Below are 14,697 nucleotides of genomic sequence, written 5' to 3'. Positions count from 1 at the left end.
GCGCCGTGCCAAATCAACGGTCGACTTCGCCGAAGACGATATCCAGCGTGCCGAGGATCGCCGAGACGTCGGCCAGCATGTGGCCGCGGCACAGCATGTCCATCGCCTGCAGATGCGCGAAGCCCGGCGCCTTGATCTTGCAGCGATACGGCTTGTTGGTGCCGTCGGCGACCAGGTAGACGCCGAACTCGCCCTTCGGCGCCTCGACCGCCGCATAGACCTCGCCCTCGGGGACGTGGAAGCCCTCGGTGTAGAGCTTGAAGTGATGGATGAGCGCTTCCATCGAGCGCTTCATCTGGCCGCGCTTCGGCGGCACGATCTTGCCTTCGGTCGCCGAGACCGGGCCGGTGCTGTGCTCGCCCGTGAGCTGGGCAATGCACTGCTTCATGATCTTCACCGATTCGCGCATCTCGATCATGCGGATCAGGTAGCGATCGTAGCAGTCGCCGTTCTTGCCGACCGGGATGTCGAAATCCATCTCGTCGTAGCATTCGTAGGGCTGCGACTTGCGCAGGTCCCAGGCGACGCCGGAGCCGCGGATCATCACGCCCGAAAAGCCCATCGCCCAGGCATCCTCGATGCCGACGACGCCGATGTCGACATTGCGCTGCTTGAAGATGCGGTTGTCGGTCAGAAGGCCTTCGATGTCGTCGCAGACCTTGAGGAACGGATCGCACCAGGCGCCGATATCCTCGATGAGCTGCTGCGGCAGGTCGGCGTGGACGCCGCCGGGACGGAAATAGGCCGCATGCAGGCGCGAGCCCGAGGCACGCTCGTAGAAGACCATCAGCTTCTCGCGCTCCTCGAAGCCCCACAATGGCGGGGTCAGCGCGCCGACGTCCATGGCCTGGGTCGTCACGTTGAGGAGATGCGAGAGGATGCGGCCGATCTCGGAATACAGGACGCGGATCAGCTGCCCGCGCTTGGGCACCTCGACGCCGGTCAGACGCTCGACCGCCAGGCAGAAGGCATGCTCCTGGTTCATCGGGGCGACGTAGTCGAGACGGTCGAAATACGGGATCGACTGGAGATAGGTCTTGTGCTCGATCAGCTTCTCGGTGCCGCGATGCAGAAGCCCGATATGCGGATCGACGCGCTCGACGATCTCGCCGTCGAGCTCGACCACCAGACGCAGCACGCCGTGCGCGGCCGGATGCTGGGGGCCGAAATTGATGTTGAAGTTGCGGACGTCGATCTCAGCCATGCGGCGTTTCCTGCTGCGGCGCGACCTTCGCGAAGAATTCGGCGCCCGTCATCTGTTCGGTCTCGTTGGCGAAGGCGTACCAGGACGGCTTCGAGTCGATGAAGATTTCCTGCGTCAGCTGCGTGTTGCTCAGCCCGTCGAACAAAGTCGCCGACATGGCGTAATGCTCACCATCGAGGCTGCGCCAGAAAAGCGAGGTGCCGCAGACCTTGCAGAAGCCGCGTTCGCCCCAGCCGGAGGAGCTGTAGGTGGCGATGAGGTCGGTCCCGGCGGCCACCACGTTGCTGGCGCCGTCGAGCGCCATAAACGGGCCGGCGGTCCAGCGGCGACAGGTGTCGCAGTGACAGACGCCGACGTCCAGCGTCTCGAAATCGGCATCGATCCGCACGCCGCCGCAAAGGCACTTTGCCTGAAGCCGCTTCGTCCCCATCACACGCTCCCTGCGCTACTGCTTGGCCTTCTCGTCTCCCGGCAGAACATACTCGGTTCCTTCCCAGGGGGACAGGAAGTCGAAATTGCGGAATTCCTGCCGCAGCTCGACCGGCTCGTACACGACCTGCTTCTTGGCCTCGTCGTAATGAACCTCGACGAAGCCGGTCAGCGGGAAGTCCTTGCGCAGCGGATAGCCCTCGAAGCCGTAGTCGGTGAGGATGCGGCGCAAATCCGGATGGCCGGTGAACAGGATGCCGTAGAAATCATAGGCCTCGCGCTCGAACCAGTCGGCGCCGGCGAAGACGCCGGTCACGGACGGCACGGGCGCATCCACGCCGGTGCGGACCTTGATGCGGATGCGCTGGTTCTGGCGCGGCGACAGCAGGTGATAGACCACCTCGAAACGCTCTGCGCGCTCGGGGTAGTCGACGCCGCAGATGTCGACCAGGTTGATGAACTGGGTCTGCGGATCGTCCCGCAGGAAGGTCAGCACCCGGACGATGTCGGCCGGCGCAACGATCAGCGTCAGCTCGCCGAACGCCGTGATCGTCTCGATCAGCGTGTCGCCGAGCGTCTCGACGACATAGTCGGTCAGATCCTTCGTGGCGTGTTCGCGAATCATCTCAAACCTCAGCGCTCGATCGTGCCGGTCCGGCGGATCTTCTTCTGCAGAAGCAGCACGCCGTAGAGCAGAGCCTCGGCCGTCGGCGGGCAGCCGGGAACGTAGATGTCGACCGGGACCACCCGGTCGCAGCCGCGCACGACCGAATAGGAATAGTGATAATAGCCGCCGCCATTGGCGCAGGAGCCCATCGAGATGACGTAGCGCGGCTCCGGCATCTGGTCGTAGACCTTGCGCAGCGCCGGGGCCATCTTGTTGGTCAGCGTGCCGGCGACAATCATCACGTCGGACTGGCGCGGCGAGGCGCGCGGCGCGAAGCCGAAGCGCTCGGCGTCATAGCGCGGCATCGACATCTGCATCATCTCGACGGCGCAGCAGGCCAGGCCGAAGGTCATCCACATCAGCGAGCCGGTGCGGGCCCACTGGATGAGATCCTCGGTCGAGGTGACGAGGAAGCCCTTGTCGGCCAGCTCGTTGTTGACGTCGGTGACGAAGGGATCGGCCGTCGGCGCAACCATCTTCGGCCCGGCGACGCCGGCATCCGTCGATGGTGCATGTGCGACGAGCGGGCGGGACGTATCGATCAATCCCATTCCAGTGCTCCCTTCTTCCACTCGTAGATGAAGCCGACCGTCAGGACACCGAGAAACACCATCATCGACCAGAAGCCGAACCAGCCGAGGGTTCCGAAGGTGGCGGCCCACGGGAACAGGAAGGCGACCTCGAGGTCGAAGATGATGAACAGGATCGAGACGAGATAGAACCGCACGTCGAACTTCATGCGGGAATCGTCGAAGGCGTCAAAGCCGCACTCGTAGGCGGACAGCTTCTCGTCGTCCGGCGCCTTGAACGCCAGAAGGAACGGAGAGACCAGAAGGGCCAGTCCGATGAGAAGCGCGACGCCGACGAAAATGACGATCGGCAGATAGGATGCGAGAAGTTCGGGCATCTCGATGTCCCCAGAATCAATGGCGACCGATCGGACGGCCGCAAACTCGCGATCATCCCTTCCGCAGGCCGCCGGAGAGCCGATCGGACCGGAGGCACCGGGGATCGGCGGATCGTGACGGCGAAAACAAGGGCCTTTCGCGCTGCGGCGAGAACTATCGCCTTCTCCCTGGCGAAGCAAGGCGGGAAGCGCCGGTATCGGGACCTGCGATCCGGGGCCGCAGGGCGCCGGCGAAAGCGCCGGATCGGCACCCTGCGGGCGGAGCCGACGCGTGGCCGTTGCGTTCCGACCCCAGGCGTCCGACGATCATGCCGGGCGCGGAAGCGTCCGCGAGTGGAGGAGCAGCCATGAACATGCGTGAGGACAAGGTCACGGACTGGCGCGCGATGCGCGAGGCGCCGCGCGACGGCAGCCGCATCCTGGCAACCGTGCGGGCCAGCGAGCAGGGACCGGCCGAGGTGGACGTGGTGCGCTGGACCGCGCCGCGTGGCGCCTTCGAGCCGGAGTGGATCGCCACCGATTCCGACCCGGCCTGCCTGGTCACCTATGGCGACGACGAACTGGTCGCCTGGATGCCGATCCCCTCCCCGACCCTGCCATCGGCGGCAGCGGAGACATCCTGGCCGCAGCCGGCCAACGAACGGGATTTCGAGGAGGAATCGGGATCGGGCATCTGAGCCGGACGCCCAACGCAGATCGGCTGTCGCGATCGGGCCCGCGAGACGCGCCATGGGGCGTCCGGACGCGCGATGCGCCGACGCTGCCTTGCGGCAGCCATCGGGGCTCGTCGGCTCGGAACTGATTGTTCTGAAAGAAAAAGTGGCGCGAGTGACGGGGCTCGAACCCGCGACCTCCGGCGTGACAGGCCGGCACTCTAACCGACTGAGCTACACCCGCGCTCCACCGCTCGGAAGCGGCTGATGAGCGGTCGTTTACGGCCAAGACCGGGGAGTGTCAAGCGACAAGCCGGGACAAAAATCATCGCAGTGCAAGATGATCCGGCTGCGCCGCACGGAAGCCCGGTTTACCGCGGTTTTGCGACGACGGGACGACACGCGGATTGCCGGGACGAACCGCTGCCCAATCCCCTCGCAGGCAGAATCAGGACGAATCGAACCGGCATCTTTTTCGCGATTCACGGATGGATTCGCATCGAGGGGACGAGACCGAAACGCCCGCGCCGTCTTCTTTGGGTCTGGCGCCGGATCCGTCGGCGGCGATTAGGCCCTGGGGCATCCGATTCCTGGGCATCGCCGAGTCTGACAGCGCCGGCGACCGGATCGGCTTCGCCTTGAGGTCAACGAGCTTGGTCCGACAAGTCAGCCGGAATGACGAGACTGCGCGCGACATGGCGGAGCGCGAGGGTCGACGACGCCAGCGCGCCCTTCCCGCGTGCTGGCCGTCGGCCGCCAGACTGCAGTCGTCCAATGGTTCGGCTGCGGAACGTCGCGGTCGGCTCCCACAGGCCGGAGCACCCGACAGGCGCATGGCGGGCTTGCGGCGCGGTGCGGAAAACCCTAGAGATTTGCGCGCGGGCGATTAGCTCAGTTGGTAGAGCGCCTCGTTTACACCGAGGATGTCGGCAGTTCGAGCCTGTCATCGCCCACCATTCCCGCCGCGGACGTCGCCGTCTCTCCGGCCCTATCGCGTCTGCCATGCCCCGCCTCTTCAGATCACGTGACATGCGGAAACCCGGTTCATGAGTGATACGGACTGCGTCGTTGCCGGCGCCGGGGTCGTTGGCCTTGCGATTGCGCGGCGCCTGGCGCTTGCCGGACGCGAGGTGCTGGTGCTGGAAGCGGCCGACCATTTCGGGTCCGAGACGAGTTCGCGCAATTCCGAAGTCATCCACGCGGGCATCTACTATCCGGTCGGCAGCCTGAAGGCGCAGTTGTGCGTTGCCGGACGCAAGGCGCTCTATGCCTATGCCGCCGAACGCCACGTGCCGCATGCGCGCACCGGCAAGCTGATCGTCGCCACCTCCGAGGCGCAGGTCGCCCGGCTCGGCGAGATCAGGGAGAAGGCGGCGCGCTGCGGCGTCGACGATCTCGTCCTTCTGTCCGGCCCGGCGGCGATGGAGATGGAGCCGGCGCTGACCTGCGTTGCCGCCCTGCACTCGCCCGCGACCGGCATCATCGACAGCCACGCCCTGATGCAGAGCTATCTCGGCGATCTCGAAGCGGCCGGCGGCCAGGTGGTGTTCAACACCACGATTGCCTCGGGCCGGCTGGAAGATCGCGGCGTCCGGCTCGTTACCCGCGACCGGGCAAGCGGCGAGGAGACCGAGATCACCACCGATCTCCTGGTCAATGCCGCCGGTCTGCATGCCCAGCGTCTCGCCGGCGCCATCGACGGCTTTCCCGCGGATCACGTTCCGGCCGCCACCTATGCCAAGGGCAATTACTTCGCCGCACCGGGACGCACGCCATTCGAGCGGCTGATCTATCCGGTGCCCGAGGATGGCGGGCTGGGTGTCCACCTCACCTTCGATCTCGGCGGCCAGATGCGCTTCGGCCCCGATGTCGAGTGGATCGACGGCATCGACTATGGCGTCGATCCTGACCGGGCGGCGGGCTTCTATGCGGAGATCCGGCGCTACTGGCCGGGCCTGCCCGACGATTCGCTGACCCCGGCCTATAGCGGCATCCGCTCCAAGCTGTCGGGGCCGGGCCAGCCGGCGGCCGATTTCCGCATCGACGGGCCACAGGTCCACGGCGTCGATGCGATGGTCAATCTGTTCGGGATCGAGAGCCCAGGCCTGACCGCGAGCCTGGCCATCGCCGATCATGTGGCCGACTGCCTGGGTCTGCCGAAGCAATAGCCGCTAGACGAACTTGGGTGCGACGCAAATCGACCGCGGCGGGTGCCGCCTCGGCGCGCGTCATGCTGATGCTGCCAACCTGACATCTGGGCGTTCCGGCCGGACTATTCGGCCGGCGAGAGCGATGCGTCGTGCAGCGTGTCCGCGGCGGGCGCCCGCTCCCGGTCGATGAAGCGATCCGCCAAAGCGGCGCCCACCACCATCGCGGCAAGGCCGACCAGTGATGAGACCGCCAGCACCGCGCCGCCGGTGAAGCCCGCGCCGATGGTGCAGCCGACCGCCAGGATGCCGCCGAAACCCATCAGGACGGCGCCGATCGTATAGCGCAGCACAGACGGCGTGCCGGGCTCGGAGAAGGTCGCGATGCGGAAATTGCCGAACAGGATTGCCGCGAGGAACGCGCCGACAAGCGTGCCGATCAGGACACCCTGATCGAGGCCAAAGAAGCTGTCCGGGTCGGTGGCAAGCGCACCGGTGGTGGCCAGCGGCCGGATATAGGACAGGCTCTCGGCCTGGATCGGCTCGAACACCTGCAGCGACAGGGTGTAGGTGAAGTACCAGCCGGCGACGACGCTGGCGCCGACGCCGATGCCGCCGATGAAACGCCAGACGGACACCTTCGAGACCAGCGCGAGGGCCAGCGCCGAAACGGCAAGGATCGCACCAATGGCAATGCCCGCTTCCTGGCCGAGGCCGGCATGGGCGAGGAGGTCGTTGCCGCCGATCGCCGCCGTGCTCCACAGGCCGCCCGCAGCATCCCGCAAGGGGACGAGGACGCCGCTATAGGTTGCCAGACCGACGATCGCGACAATCACCGACGTATAGATCGCGCGCAGATTGCCCGATGCCGCCAAGACGATCATCCGGGAGACGCAGCCGCGCGACAGCACCATGCCGAGGCCGAAGACGAGGCCGCCGATGATGGCGCCGGACAGGCTCTGGGCGGTGGAGAAGAAGCGCGTCTCGCGCACGTCGACATAGCCGTAATTGAGCAGAAGCTGGATGCCGAGCACCGCGACCGCGAAGCCGCCGGCCCAGACCGCCAGCGCGGACAGGCCACGCCGCCGGGTGAGATCCAGAACGGCCGAGCGCGTGCAGAAGGCGCTGCGCTGGGCGAAGATGCCGAACAGGCCGCCGACGACGGCGCCGCCGATCAGCGCGGTGGCGTTCTCGCCGACGAGATCGATCAGGGGAACGAAATCCATCGCCATATGTCCCGGTGCCGTTGCAATAGCTGGAACATATGCGGAGTTCGCGATGTATTCGCGCTACAGGAATGCGGGCCGGGGCTGCAGGCGGAAACAGCTTTGCGGCAAACGCCCGCTGCGTGGATTCTCGTTCCCCCCGGCAGGTATCGGTCAGGTTAGGGCGTTCTGGACCGCGCAGCTGCCGGCTGCTGAAGCCTAAAGGGCTGCGCCGGGCGGCTACGGCTTGACGATGGTGTAGCCGGTCTCGTCGAGGCGGATCAGCTCGGCGACGCCGGCTTCCACCTCCTCGGCGAAGGAGACGATCTCTGGCCGCTCGCCCTCGGCCTGCTCGAGCGAATCGAGCGTGTTGCCGCAGGCCACGAAGCCGACATTCGGCATGCTCTGGTCGAAGGAGGTCAGCCGGTCCATCACCGGGGTGCGCTCCGGCCGCAGCATCTCGATACCGGGGCCGTAGACGACGATGCGGATCTCCACCTCCTCGGCCTTGGCCGTGTAGAAGCGCGAGACATTGGCGGCGATATCGAGCGCCGACCGCATCGCCGCCTCGTCCTTGTCGGAGACCTGCAGCGCCAGCTTGTGCGTGACGAAGCCGCCGTCATCCTCGGCCTCCTGCGCTGCGGCCACCGTCACGGCCTGACCGGCCGCCAGCATGGCGGCAAAGGCGAAAACCAGACCGGCCAGCGCCGCGGTCAGCCGGGTGCGCCGGTGCGCGATCGGTGCGGGGGCGTTGCTGGCCATGGTCTCGCCTTTCGTTACTGAAGCTCGAGCTCGGGATATTTCGCGATCACGTCGTCGCGGTTCATCCGCGGCGTGAGCGCCGGATACATGTAGCTGTAGCCGGCATTCTCGTATTTCGCGATGTCGATCACCGCGGCCGGGACGACGGTGAACAGGTCGTAGAATTCGTCCGGCGCGTAGCCCCGCCCCTTGGCGGCGTTGCGGCAGATATGGAACTCGACTCCTTCGTCGGCCAGTTCCTTGACTGCATCATATACGTCCGGGAAGGCCGCGCGGTTGAGGCGCGAGAAGCCATGCAGTTCGTTGCCATGGGCGACGACGACGAATTTCGAGCCCTCGAAATCGCCGAACTCCTTGGCGGCCTTGATGTGGTTGCGGATGAAGCCGAGCGCCCGCACGCCGTCGAGCGGGGCATCGAAATTGAAATCGTAGAGCACCTTCTGCGCCTCGTACTGCACGGGCTCGAAGGACGATTTGTCGTCCGGACCGGCCTTGGCGGCGAGCGACGACGCGATCAGCGCGGCGGCGGCTAGGAGGGCGATTTTCATGGCGATGCCTTTCACTCGGGTCTGATCCGGGCCCGCAGGCCCGGCGCGGACCCCACCGGCCCCGCGTCTCAGTCGACGTTACCACCCGCCGGCCCGTCGGCGCCACTGTCCGGCGTCACGTCGAGAACCTGCGCCCGCGAGGTGATCGACACCGGCCCCGGCTTGCAGTCCGACATGCAGGGATCGGCATCGGCCTTGTAATGGGCCTCCGACGCGCGGTCGTCGGGGATGAAGGCACCAGCATTCGGCATCTCGATAGAGGTGAAGTTCTTGTCGGACAGTTCGAACTCTTCGTCGGTCACCACATCGTTCAGATAGAGGACATAGGCCGTCAGCGCGTAGACGTCGTCGTCGCTGAGCGACCGCGCATTGCCGAAGGGCATGGCCCGCCGGATGTAGTCATAGGCGGTCGACAGATGCGGCCAATAGGAGCCGACGGTCTTTTCGGGCCGTTCGCGGGTGAGCGTGTCCCGCCCGCCGGCGAGCACCGGCCAGCGGCCCCTGCCCTCGCCGAAATCGCCGTGGCAGGAGGCGCATTGCTCGGTGAAGATCACCTCGCCGTCCGCGACCGTACCGCTGCCGACCGGCAGTCCCTTGCCGTCCGGCCGGATGTCGATGTCCCAGGCGGCGACTTCCGCGTCCGTCGCGGCGCGGCCGATACGCATCGGGCCCGTGGACGATTCGCTATGCTGCGTTGGCGCGGTCGCCGACGCGGCGCTGCCGTGCGGTGATGCCTGCGCCACCGCGTCCGGCTCCGGCTCCGCTTCGGCTTCGGGCTGGGCGGGAGCATCCTCGGCAGGGGCCGGTGCCGCCTCGGCGGCCTGTTCAGCCGAGAAGGTCGCGAGATAGGCCAGGAGATCGGTGACCTCCTTGTCCTTCTTCAGGCCGGGAAACGCCATCTTATTGCCCGGCAGCATACCGCGCGGATCAGCGAGATAGGCCGCCAGCGTCTCGTCGTTCCAGACGAGCCCTTCCGCCCCGGCGGTCTTCACGACCGGCGAGTAATTGTAGTTGTCGAGGCCACCGGCGGCGCGACCGTAGAGGTCGTTCAGATGCGGGCCGATCTTGTTCTTCGCCCCCTCGCCGACATCGTGGCAGGCGCGGCAGCGGTTGAAGACCTTCTTGCCGGCCGTGGCATCCCCCTCCTGCGCCAGCACGGGCGCGGCGGACAGGCCGGTCAGGATCAGGGCAACGGCGAGGATCGTCTCAGGACACTTCGACATTCTCGAGCCCTCCCTCGGCGTTCAGGTGCCAGGTCTGGATGCCGTTGTTGTGGTAGATCGAGTTCTCGCCCCGCGCGGCCCGCAGCGCGGACTTCGTCGGCTGGACGAAGCCCTCCTCGTCCATGGCACGGGACTGCAGCAGCAGTTCGGAGCCGTCCCAGTCGAAATCGTAGTAGAAACGGTGCAGCGCCATCGGCAGGCTCGGCCCGTCGATCCGCGCCGCATGCCAGTTGCGGCCGCCGTCGAGGGACACGTCCACCCGCTTGATCCGGCCATTTCCCGACCAGGCGAGCCCGGTCAGCACGGTGCGGCCGCGGCCATGGGTGATCGGCGCCTGGGGGCTCGGATTGGTGATGACCGACTTCACCTCCATGCCCCAGGTGAATTTGCGCGCCGTGCCGTTCGCCAGGAGATCGGTGTATTTGGAGGTTTCCTCGCGCTGCTCCCAGGGCTGGTCGCCGACTTCCAGCCGGCGCAGCCACTTGACCCACATATTGCCTTCCCAGCCGGGAACGACGAGCCGCACCGGGTAGCCCTGTTCGGGCCGCAGCGCTTCGCCATTCATCTTCCAGGCGACGAGGCAGTCGTCGAGAGCCTTCTCCATCGGGATCGAGCGGGTCATCGCCGCGGCGTCGGCGCCCTCGGCAAGCAGCCATTTGCCGGCGGTCTTCACTCCGGCCTCCTCCAGCAGGTAGCGGAGCGGCGTGCCGGTATACATGACGCAATGGACCATGCCGTGGGTGAACTGACAGCCATTGAGCTGGGCACCGCGCCATTCCATGCCGCTATTGGCGGCGCATTCGAGGAAGTAGACGCGGTTCTCGCGGGGGAAGCGCTTGAGATCCTCCATGGTGAAGACCAGCGGACGATCGACGAGGCCGTTGATCATCAGGCGATGCTCGTCCGGCGGCACCTCGGCGATCCCGGCATGGTGGCGCTCGAAGCAGAGGCCGTTCGGGGTGATGATCCCCTCCAGCTCGTGCAGCGGCGTGAAACTCACCGAACTCGTCGCATCGGCCGTCAGCCAGGAGACGTCACGGCGCACCACATGGGCCTCGAAGGGCGACGGCGTGCCGTAGGGCCGCGCCACCACGCCTTCGCCGAGATAGCGATTCCAGTCCTGGATTTCGGTGATCGCCGGATCCCCGCCGGCCGGGGCGGCGGCTGCGCTTCGCAGGCCCGCCAGCCCCGCGGCCGCGGTTCCGCCGATCGCAAGACCACGCTTCAGGAGGTTGCGGCGGGAGAGGCCGCGTTCGCTCGTTCCGGGTCCGTCGCTCATCCGCATTCCTCCCGACATATAAATATATGATATTTTGCATATATCATGCGGCAAGGCGCCTGTCGAGGCGCGGCTGTCAGCCCCGCACGGTCACGCTGCGGTTTTCGCTCGGCGAAATCTCGGGGTGGCCCTTCAGATAGCTCTCCACCAGATCCCAGATCGCCGGTCCCTCGGTGCCTTCGTTCACCGACGCCCAGCCCGCCACGACATAGTCGCGCCCGGCTTCGATCGGCTCCTGCGTGGCGAGGATGGTCATGTCGGAGATCCGCGATCCGATCTCCTTCGTCGGATCGATGCCGTAGCCGAGACCGCCGACACGGACCATGTCGCCGCCCTGCTGGTAGTAGGGATCGACGTTGAAGAGATTGTCGGCGACATCCTCCAGCACCGCCTTCAGCGTCTCGCCGCTCATCATGTTGCGGTAGACCTCCGGATAGGTCATGGCGCAGACGGTGTGCAGATCCTCGACGGTGATGTCGCTGCCGGCGGGGACGGACGTGCCCCATCTGAAGCCCGGCGACAGCGCGATCTCGGCGTCGCGCTCGGCCAGAAGCGCGTCGCAGATGACGTCGTCCCAGGTGCCGTTGAAATTGCCGCGCCGATACAGAAGCCCGTCGGTGTGGCCGATGACCCGCTGGAGCTCGTCCGCATAGGGCGCGCGGACCTCGTCGATGACGGCGGCCATCTCCGCATCCGGGGTGATCACGTCGGAGAAGACCGGGATCAGCCGGTAGCGGAAATCCTTCAGGCGTCCGTCGGCGATGTCGAGATCGAGGCGGCTGAGGAACTTGCCGTTCGAGCCCGAGGCGATCAGCAGCGTGTTGCCGACCTGCACCGGCTCGGGCAGCGCGTCGTGGGTGTGGCCGGTCAGGATGATGTCGATGCCGTCGACGCGCGAGGCGAGCTTGCGGTCGACGTCGAAGCCGTTGTGGGACAGGAGCACGACGAGATCGGCCCCGGCCGCCCTCGCCTCTTCCACATGGGCGGCGATCTGTTCGTCGCGAATGCCGAAGGACCATCCGGGGATCAGCCATGACGGGTTGGCGATCGGCGTATAGGGGAAGGCCTGGCCGATCACCGCGACCTTGGAGCCGCCGCGCTCGAACATCTTCCATGCCTCGAAGGCCGGCTCGTCCCATTCGCGGTCGAAGATGTTGGAGCCGAGGAACGGGAACGGCAGAGCGGCGATCGCCTCTTCCACCCGCTCGGTGCCATAGGTGAATTCCCAATGGCCGGTCATGGCGTCGGGCGCGATGACGTTCATGGCCGTGATCATGTCGGCGCCGGCGGTCTTGTTGGCCGTGTAGCTGCCCTGCCAGGTGTCGCCGCCATCCAGGAGCAGCACGTTGTCGTCGCCGCGCTCGGCCCGCGCCCGACGGACGATGGTCGCGATCCGGTCGAGACCGCCCATCCGGCCGTAGCGCGAGGCCAGCGCCGAGAAGTCCTCGGAGGTCAGCGCATAGGCGTCCGGCGATCCCGGCGCGATGTCGTAGAGCTTCAGGAAGTCCGCGCCGCTGACATGGGGCGGCAGCCCTGCGACCTCGCCGATGCCGATATTGACGGCGGGCTCGCGAAAGAAGACCGGCTTGAGCTGGGCGTGGATGTCGGTGACGTGGAGCAGCGTCAGATTGCCGAAATCGGGCGCGCCGAGCAGGGCATCCTCGCTCAGCGCCTGCTGGGCGGCAGCGCGGGACCAGCGTCCCGACAGACCGGAACCGGTGAGCGCCGCCAGCGCGACGGTCGCGGTCAGAAACTCACGTCTGGAGAACATGGCTCACCCCCGGTCCGGATCGCATGGGCGGGCCGGACTTGATTCCGTATCGAATTGTCAGATGCGCGAGGGGCGACCGCAGTCGCCCTCGCCGCGACTGGCTACTGGCGAACGGCCGGCGTCTCGACCGACAGGCCGCCACCGCGCCAAGCGGTGTAGACTTCCAGCGCCATCAGCTCGTCGGAGAAGGCCTTCGGGAACTCGGCCCGGGTGTCGCGAATGCAGCCGCGAAAGCGGTTGTGCAGCGACACGAGATTGGCCTGCTTCAGACGATAGGTCGGGAAGCCGTTGGTGTTGCCCTGGCTGAGGTGGTCGGCGCGGATATAGCGACCGTTATTGTCCTCGTGGCAGGAGGCGCAGGACAGGTTGAGCTGGCCGGTGCGCAGGTAATAGCGCTCCTTGCCCCGCTCCCACCAGCTCATCATCTCGCCGGCGGCCAGATCCACCTCGACGGGCGTTCCCAGTGACTGGTGCTTGATGAAGGCGGTCAGGTCCTTCTGGTCCTGGGCGTCGAACTTGTAGGGCTCGGCCTGCATATGTTCGGTCCGGCAGGCATCGATCTGCAATTCGACGTTGATCGGCCTGCTGTTCGCCGCGTCCCATTTGGGATAGCTGGCGCCAACGCCGGCCATGCTCTCCGAGGCGTCCTCGTGGCAGGTGGCGCAGGACTTGCCGGCGGCGCCCTCGACCGTGTTCCAGATATCCTCGCCACGCTCGACATTCAGCATGCCGGGATTCTCGAAGCTGTCGGACTCGACCTGACGCGTCTCGGCCTCGCGGTAGAGCCAGCCGGAGCGCACTTCGTCGAAGGGATGTCCTTCAGGCTCGCTCGGCGCGGGCGCGACGGTGATCATCTCCTGGCCGTCAATGGACAGGCCCTCGTCGACCGGGTCGGCGAGAGCACTGGAAACGAGCGCGAGACTTCCCAGGCAGGACACACTCAACAGGGCGATAACAGTCTTCTTCACGCAATTTCCTCCCATTTCGAGGCTCGGCGCCGGACCGACCGATACCGCTCCCCCGTCCGGCGTCTACTTGACCTCGATGGTCTGTTCGTCGGTGTAGGTCTCACCGTTGTCGTCCACCCAAGTGAACTTGAACGTCCCGCTTTCGGGCACCTTGGCGGTGAACTCGAAATAGGGGTTGGCCGACACGGCCGGCTCGATATCGCACTCGAACACCTTGGTTCCGTTGAACTCGCAGGTGAACTTGTTGATGATCTGCCGCGGGATCGGATTGCCGTCCTTGTCCTTGCGCTGGCCGGATTCCATCTCGTGGCTGATCAGGGTCTTGATGGTGATGACTTCCCCGGCGCTGGCGCTCTTGGGAACCTTCACTCTCGGCTTCGGCGTTGCCATGTCTCGTTCTCCTGGGGTGACCATCCGCCTAAGCGGGCCGGGTCACGCATCGATCCTCGTGGGTGAAGCGGTCGCCTCGGCGTCAGCCGCCGCAGCCGCCGATCGTCACCTTGACTTCCTTGCGATCCGAATAGGTCGAACCATCGCTCATCTTCGCGACGGCGATGACGTTCTGGGTCTTGGCCAGCCGGATGCGCGTCGTCGCGGCGGCGGCGCCGCTCATCGGCGTGAAGTGGAAGGTCGCGACCTCGGGATTGGGATTGCCCTCGGCGAAGATCGTGACCGATTCCACGTAGCTGTCGTCGGTCATCGGGCTCTCGACATCGACGGAGATCGGCACGGTGTTGCCGTTCTCGGCGATCTCGGGCGCCGTCAGGGTGATCTTGCCGCTCTCCGGCGTCTTGCCGCCGGTGAAGTCCGACAGCGCCTTTTCGGTCGCCTCGACCGTGGCAAAGGCCCGGCCCGGCGCGAAGGCGAACATGCCCGCCGTGGCCGCTCCGGCGGACAGGGCGAAAAGCTTGCGTCTCGTCACGTACATGGAATG

General features: G+C 66.2%; 16 protein-coding genes and 2 tRNA genes. 3 read left to right on the top strand and 15 right to left on the bottom strand.

Annotated elements, in window-relative coordinates; translation table 11 throughout:
* Window positions 1–13: 13 nt before the first annotated feature.
* Genes H536_RS0114410 through H536_RS0114390 form a run of 5 tightly spaced genes read right to left on the bottom strand, consistent with a single transcriptional unit; the run spans window position 14 to window position 3,207 of the window.
* Entirely contained in the window at window positions 14–1,204 is a 1,191-nt protein-coding gene (locus tag H536_RS0114410; RefSeq protein ID WP_009209805.1) for an NADH-quinone oxidoreductase subunit D, read from the bottom strand.
* Window positions 1,197–1,634 (bottom strand): GFA family protein, encoded by a 438-nt coding sequence (locus H536_RS0114405; protein ID WP_024351149.1) that lies wholly within the window; start codon window positions 1,632–1,634, stop codon window positions 1,197–1,199. The genes H536_RS0114410 and H536_RS0114405 overlap by 8 nt, the downstream gene beginning before the upstream one ends.
* Window positions 1,635–1,649: 15 nt before the next feature.
* A complete protein-coding gene (locus H536_RS0114400) occupies window positions 1,650–2,258 on the bottom strand; it encodes an NADH-quinone oxidoreductase subunit C (RefSeq protein ID WP_024351148.1) in 609 nt (202 codons plus the stop codon).
* An 8-nt stretch (window positions 2,259–2,266) separates the two neighbouring features.
* The gene (locus H536_RS0114395) at window positions 2,267–2,851 is read right to left on the bottom strand and encodes a NuoB/complex I 20 kDa subunit family protein (protein WP_024351147.1); all 585 of its coding nucleotides are present in this window, start codon (window positions 2,849–2,851) and stop codon (window positions 2,267–2,269) included.
* Window positions 2,842–3,207, bottom strand: coding sequence for an NADH-quinone oxidoreductase subunit A (locus H536_RS0114390; protein WP_024351146.1), 366 nt, complete (start codon window positions 3,205–3,207; stop codon window positions 2,842–2,844). Before H536_RS0114390 ends, H536_RS0114395 begins: the two co-directional genes overlap by 10 nt.
* Window positions 3,208–3,554: 347 nt before the next feature.
* On the opposite strand from H536_RS0114390, the gene H536_RS0114385 reads away from it, so the two are divergent.
* Complete coding sequence (locus H536_RS0114385; RefSeq protein WP_155898499.1) at window positions 3,555–3,884, top strand: hypothetical protein; 330 nt, start codon at window positions 3,555–3,557, stop codon at window positions 3,882–3,884.
* A gap of 143 nt (window positions 3,885–4,027) precedes the next feature.
* Here H536_RS0114385 and H536_RS0114380 read toward each other — a convergent pair.
* Window positions 4,028–4,104, bottom strand: a tRNA-Asp gene (locus H536_RS0114380).
* Window positions 4,105–4,740: 636 nt separating this feature from the next.
* Here H536_RS0114380 and H536_RS0114375 point away from each other — a divergent pair.
* A tRNA-Val gene (locus H536_RS0114375) sits at window positions 4,741–4,816 on the top strand.
* A 90-nt stretch (window positions 4,817–4,906) separates the two neighbouring features.
* Window positions 4,907–6,028, top strand: a complete 1,122-nt coding sequence (locus tag H536_RS0114370; protein ID WP_024351144.1) for an NAD(P)/FAD-dependent oxidoreductase — start codon at window positions 4,907–4,909, stop codon at window positions 6,026–6,028.
* 104 nt (window positions 6,029–6,132) lie between these two features.
* Here H536_RS0114370 and H536_RS0114365 read toward each other — a convergent pair whose 3' ends face one another.
* The 9 genes from H536_RS0114365 to soxY form a co-directional block, all read right to left on the bottom strand.
* A complete protein-coding gene (locus H536_RS0114365) occupies window positions 6,133–7,233 on the bottom strand; it encodes a YeeE/YedE family protein (protein ID WP_024351143.1) in 1,101 nt (366 codons plus the stop codon).
* Between the two features lie 219 nt (window positions 7,234–7,452).
* On the bottom strand, window positions 7,453–7,974 hold the full coding sequence (locus tag H536_RS0114360; RefSeq protein WP_051141601.1) for a DsrE family protein: 522 nt from the start codon (window positions 7,972–7,974) through the stop codon (window positions 7,453–7,455).
* A 14-nt stretch (window positions 7,975–7,988) separates the two neighbouring features.
* Window positions 7,989–8,522: a DsrE family protein gene (locus H536_RS0114355; RefSeq protein WP_024351141.1), complete on the bottom strand. Its 534-nt coding sequence runs from the start codon at window positions 8,520–8,522 to the stop codon at window positions 7,989–7,991.
* A gap of 68 nt (window positions 8,523–8,590) precedes the next feature.
* On the bottom strand, window positions 8,591–9,745 hold the full coding sequence (locus H536_RS0114350) for a c-type cytochrome (RefSeq protein WP_024351140.1): 1,155 nt from the start codon (window positions 9,743–9,745) through the stop codon (window positions 8,591–8,593).
* A complete protein-coding gene (gene soxC / locus H536_RS0114345) occupies window positions 9,729–11,024 on the bottom strand; it encodes a sulfite dehydrogenase (protein WP_024351139.1) in 1,296 nt (431 codons plus the stop codon). The genes H536_RS0114350 and soxC overlap by 17 nt, the downstream gene beginning before the upstream one ends.
* A gap of 76 nt (window positions 11,025–11,100) precedes the next feature.
* Window positions 11,101–12,795, bottom strand: a complete 1,695-nt coding sequence (gene soxB / locus H536_RS0114340) for a thiosulfohydrolase SoxB (protein ID WP_024351138.1) — start codon at window positions 12,793–12,795, stop codon at window positions 11,101–11,103.
* A gap of 101 nt (window positions 12,796–12,896) precedes the next feature.
* The gene (gene soxA, locus H536_RS0114335) at window positions 12,897–13,778 is read right to left on the bottom strand and encodes a sulfur oxidation c-type cytochrome SoxA (protein WP_029703299.1); all 882 of its coding nucleotides are present in this window, start codon (window positions 13,776–13,778) and stop codon (window positions 12,897–12,899) included.
* 48 nt (window positions 13,779–13,826) lie between these two features.
* Window positions 13,827–14,153, bottom strand: a complete 327-nt coding sequence (soxZ, locus tag H536_RS0114330; RefSeq protein WP_009209820.1) for a thiosulfate oxidation carrier complex protein SoxZ — start codon at window positions 14,151–14,153, stop codon at window positions 13,827–13,829.
* Window positions 14,154–14,235: 82 nt separating this feature from the next.
* Window positions 14,236–14,691: a thiosulfate oxidation carrier protein SoxY gene (soxY, locus tag H536_RS0114325; RefSeq protein ID WP_024351136.1), complete on the bottom strand. Its 456-nt coding sequence runs from the start codon at window positions 14,689–14,691 to the stop codon at window positions 14,236–14,238.
* Window positions 14,692–14,697: the final 6 nt, after the last annotated feature.

It is taken from the genome of Aurantimonas coralicida DSM 14790 (genome assembly GCF_000421645.1).
Lineage (GTDB): Bacteria > Pseudomonadota > Alphaproteobacteria > Rhizobiales > Rhizobiaceae > Aurantimonas > Aurantimonas coralicida.
Note: the sequence above shows the minus strand (reverse complement) of the source record. Positions and strands in the feature narration are given on the sequence as shown.

Excerpts from the sequence above, each read along its gene's own strand:
- H536_RS0114410 (WP_009209805.1), bottom strand. The coding sequence starts at position 1,204 with ATGGCTGAGATCGACGTCCGCAACTTCAACATCAATTTCGGCCCCCAG.
- H536_RS0114405 (WP_024351149.1), bottom strand. The coding sequence starts at position 1,634 with ATGGGGACGAAGCGGCTTCAGGCAAAGTGCCTTTGCGGCGGCGTGCGG.
- H536_RS0114400 (WP_024351148.1), bottom strand. The coding sequence starts at position 2,258 with ATGATTCGCGAACACGCCACGAAGGATCTGACCGACTATGTCGTCGAG.
- H536_RS0114395 (WP_024351147.1), bottom strand. The coding sequence starts at position 2,851 with ATGGGATTGATCGATACGTCCCGCCCGCTCGTCGCACATGCACCATCG.
- H536_RS0114390 (WP_024351146.1), bottom strand. The coding sequence starts at position 3,207 with ATGCCCGAACTTCTCGCATCCTATCTGCCGATCGTCATTTTCGTCGGC.
- H536_RS0114385 (WP_155898499.1), top strand. The coding sequence starts at position 3,555 with ATGAACATGCGTGAGGACAAGGTCACGGACTGGCGCGCGATGCGCGAG.
- H536_RS0114370 (WP_024351144.1), top strand. The coding sequence starts at position 4,907 with ATGAGTGATACGGACTGCGTCGTTGCCGGCGCCGGGGTCGTTGGCCTT.
- H536_RS0114365 (WP_024351143.1), bottom strand. The coding sequence starts at position 7,233 with ATGGATTTCGTTCCCCTGATCGATCTCGTCGGCGAGAACGCCACCGCG.
- H536_RS0114360 (WP_051141601.1), bottom strand. The coding sequence starts at position 7,974 with ATGGCCAGCAACGCCCCCGCACCGATCGCGCACCGGCGCACCCGGCTG.
- H536_RS0114355 (WP_024351141.1), bottom strand. The coding sequence starts at position 8,522 with ATGAAAATCGCCCTCCTAGCCGCCGCCGCGCTGATCGCGTCGTCGCTC.
- H536_RS0114350 (WP_024351140.1), bottom strand. The coding sequence starts at position 9,745 with ATGTCGAAGTGTCCTGAGACGATCCTCGCCGTTGCCCTGATCCTGACC.
- soxC (WP_024351139.1), bottom strand. The coding sequence starts at position 11,024 with ATGAGCGACGGACCCGGAACGAGCGAACGCGGCCTCTCCCGCCGCAAC.
- soxB (WP_024351138.1), bottom strand. The coding sequence starts at position 12,795 with ATGTTCTCCAGACGTGAGTTTCTGACCGCGACCGTCGCGCTGGCGGCG.
- soxA (WP_029703299.1), bottom strand. The coding sequence starts at position 13,778 with ATGGGAGGAAATTGCGTGAAGAAGACTGTTATCGCCCTGTTGAGTGTG.
- soxZ (WP_009209820.1), bottom strand. The coding sequence starts at position 14,153 with ATGGCAACGCCGAAGCCGAGAGTGAAGGTTCCCAAGAGCGCCAGCGCC.
- soxY (WP_024351136.1), bottom strand. The coding sequence starts at position 14,691 with ATGTACGTGACGAGACGCAAGCTTTTCGCCCTGTCCGCCGGAGCGGCC.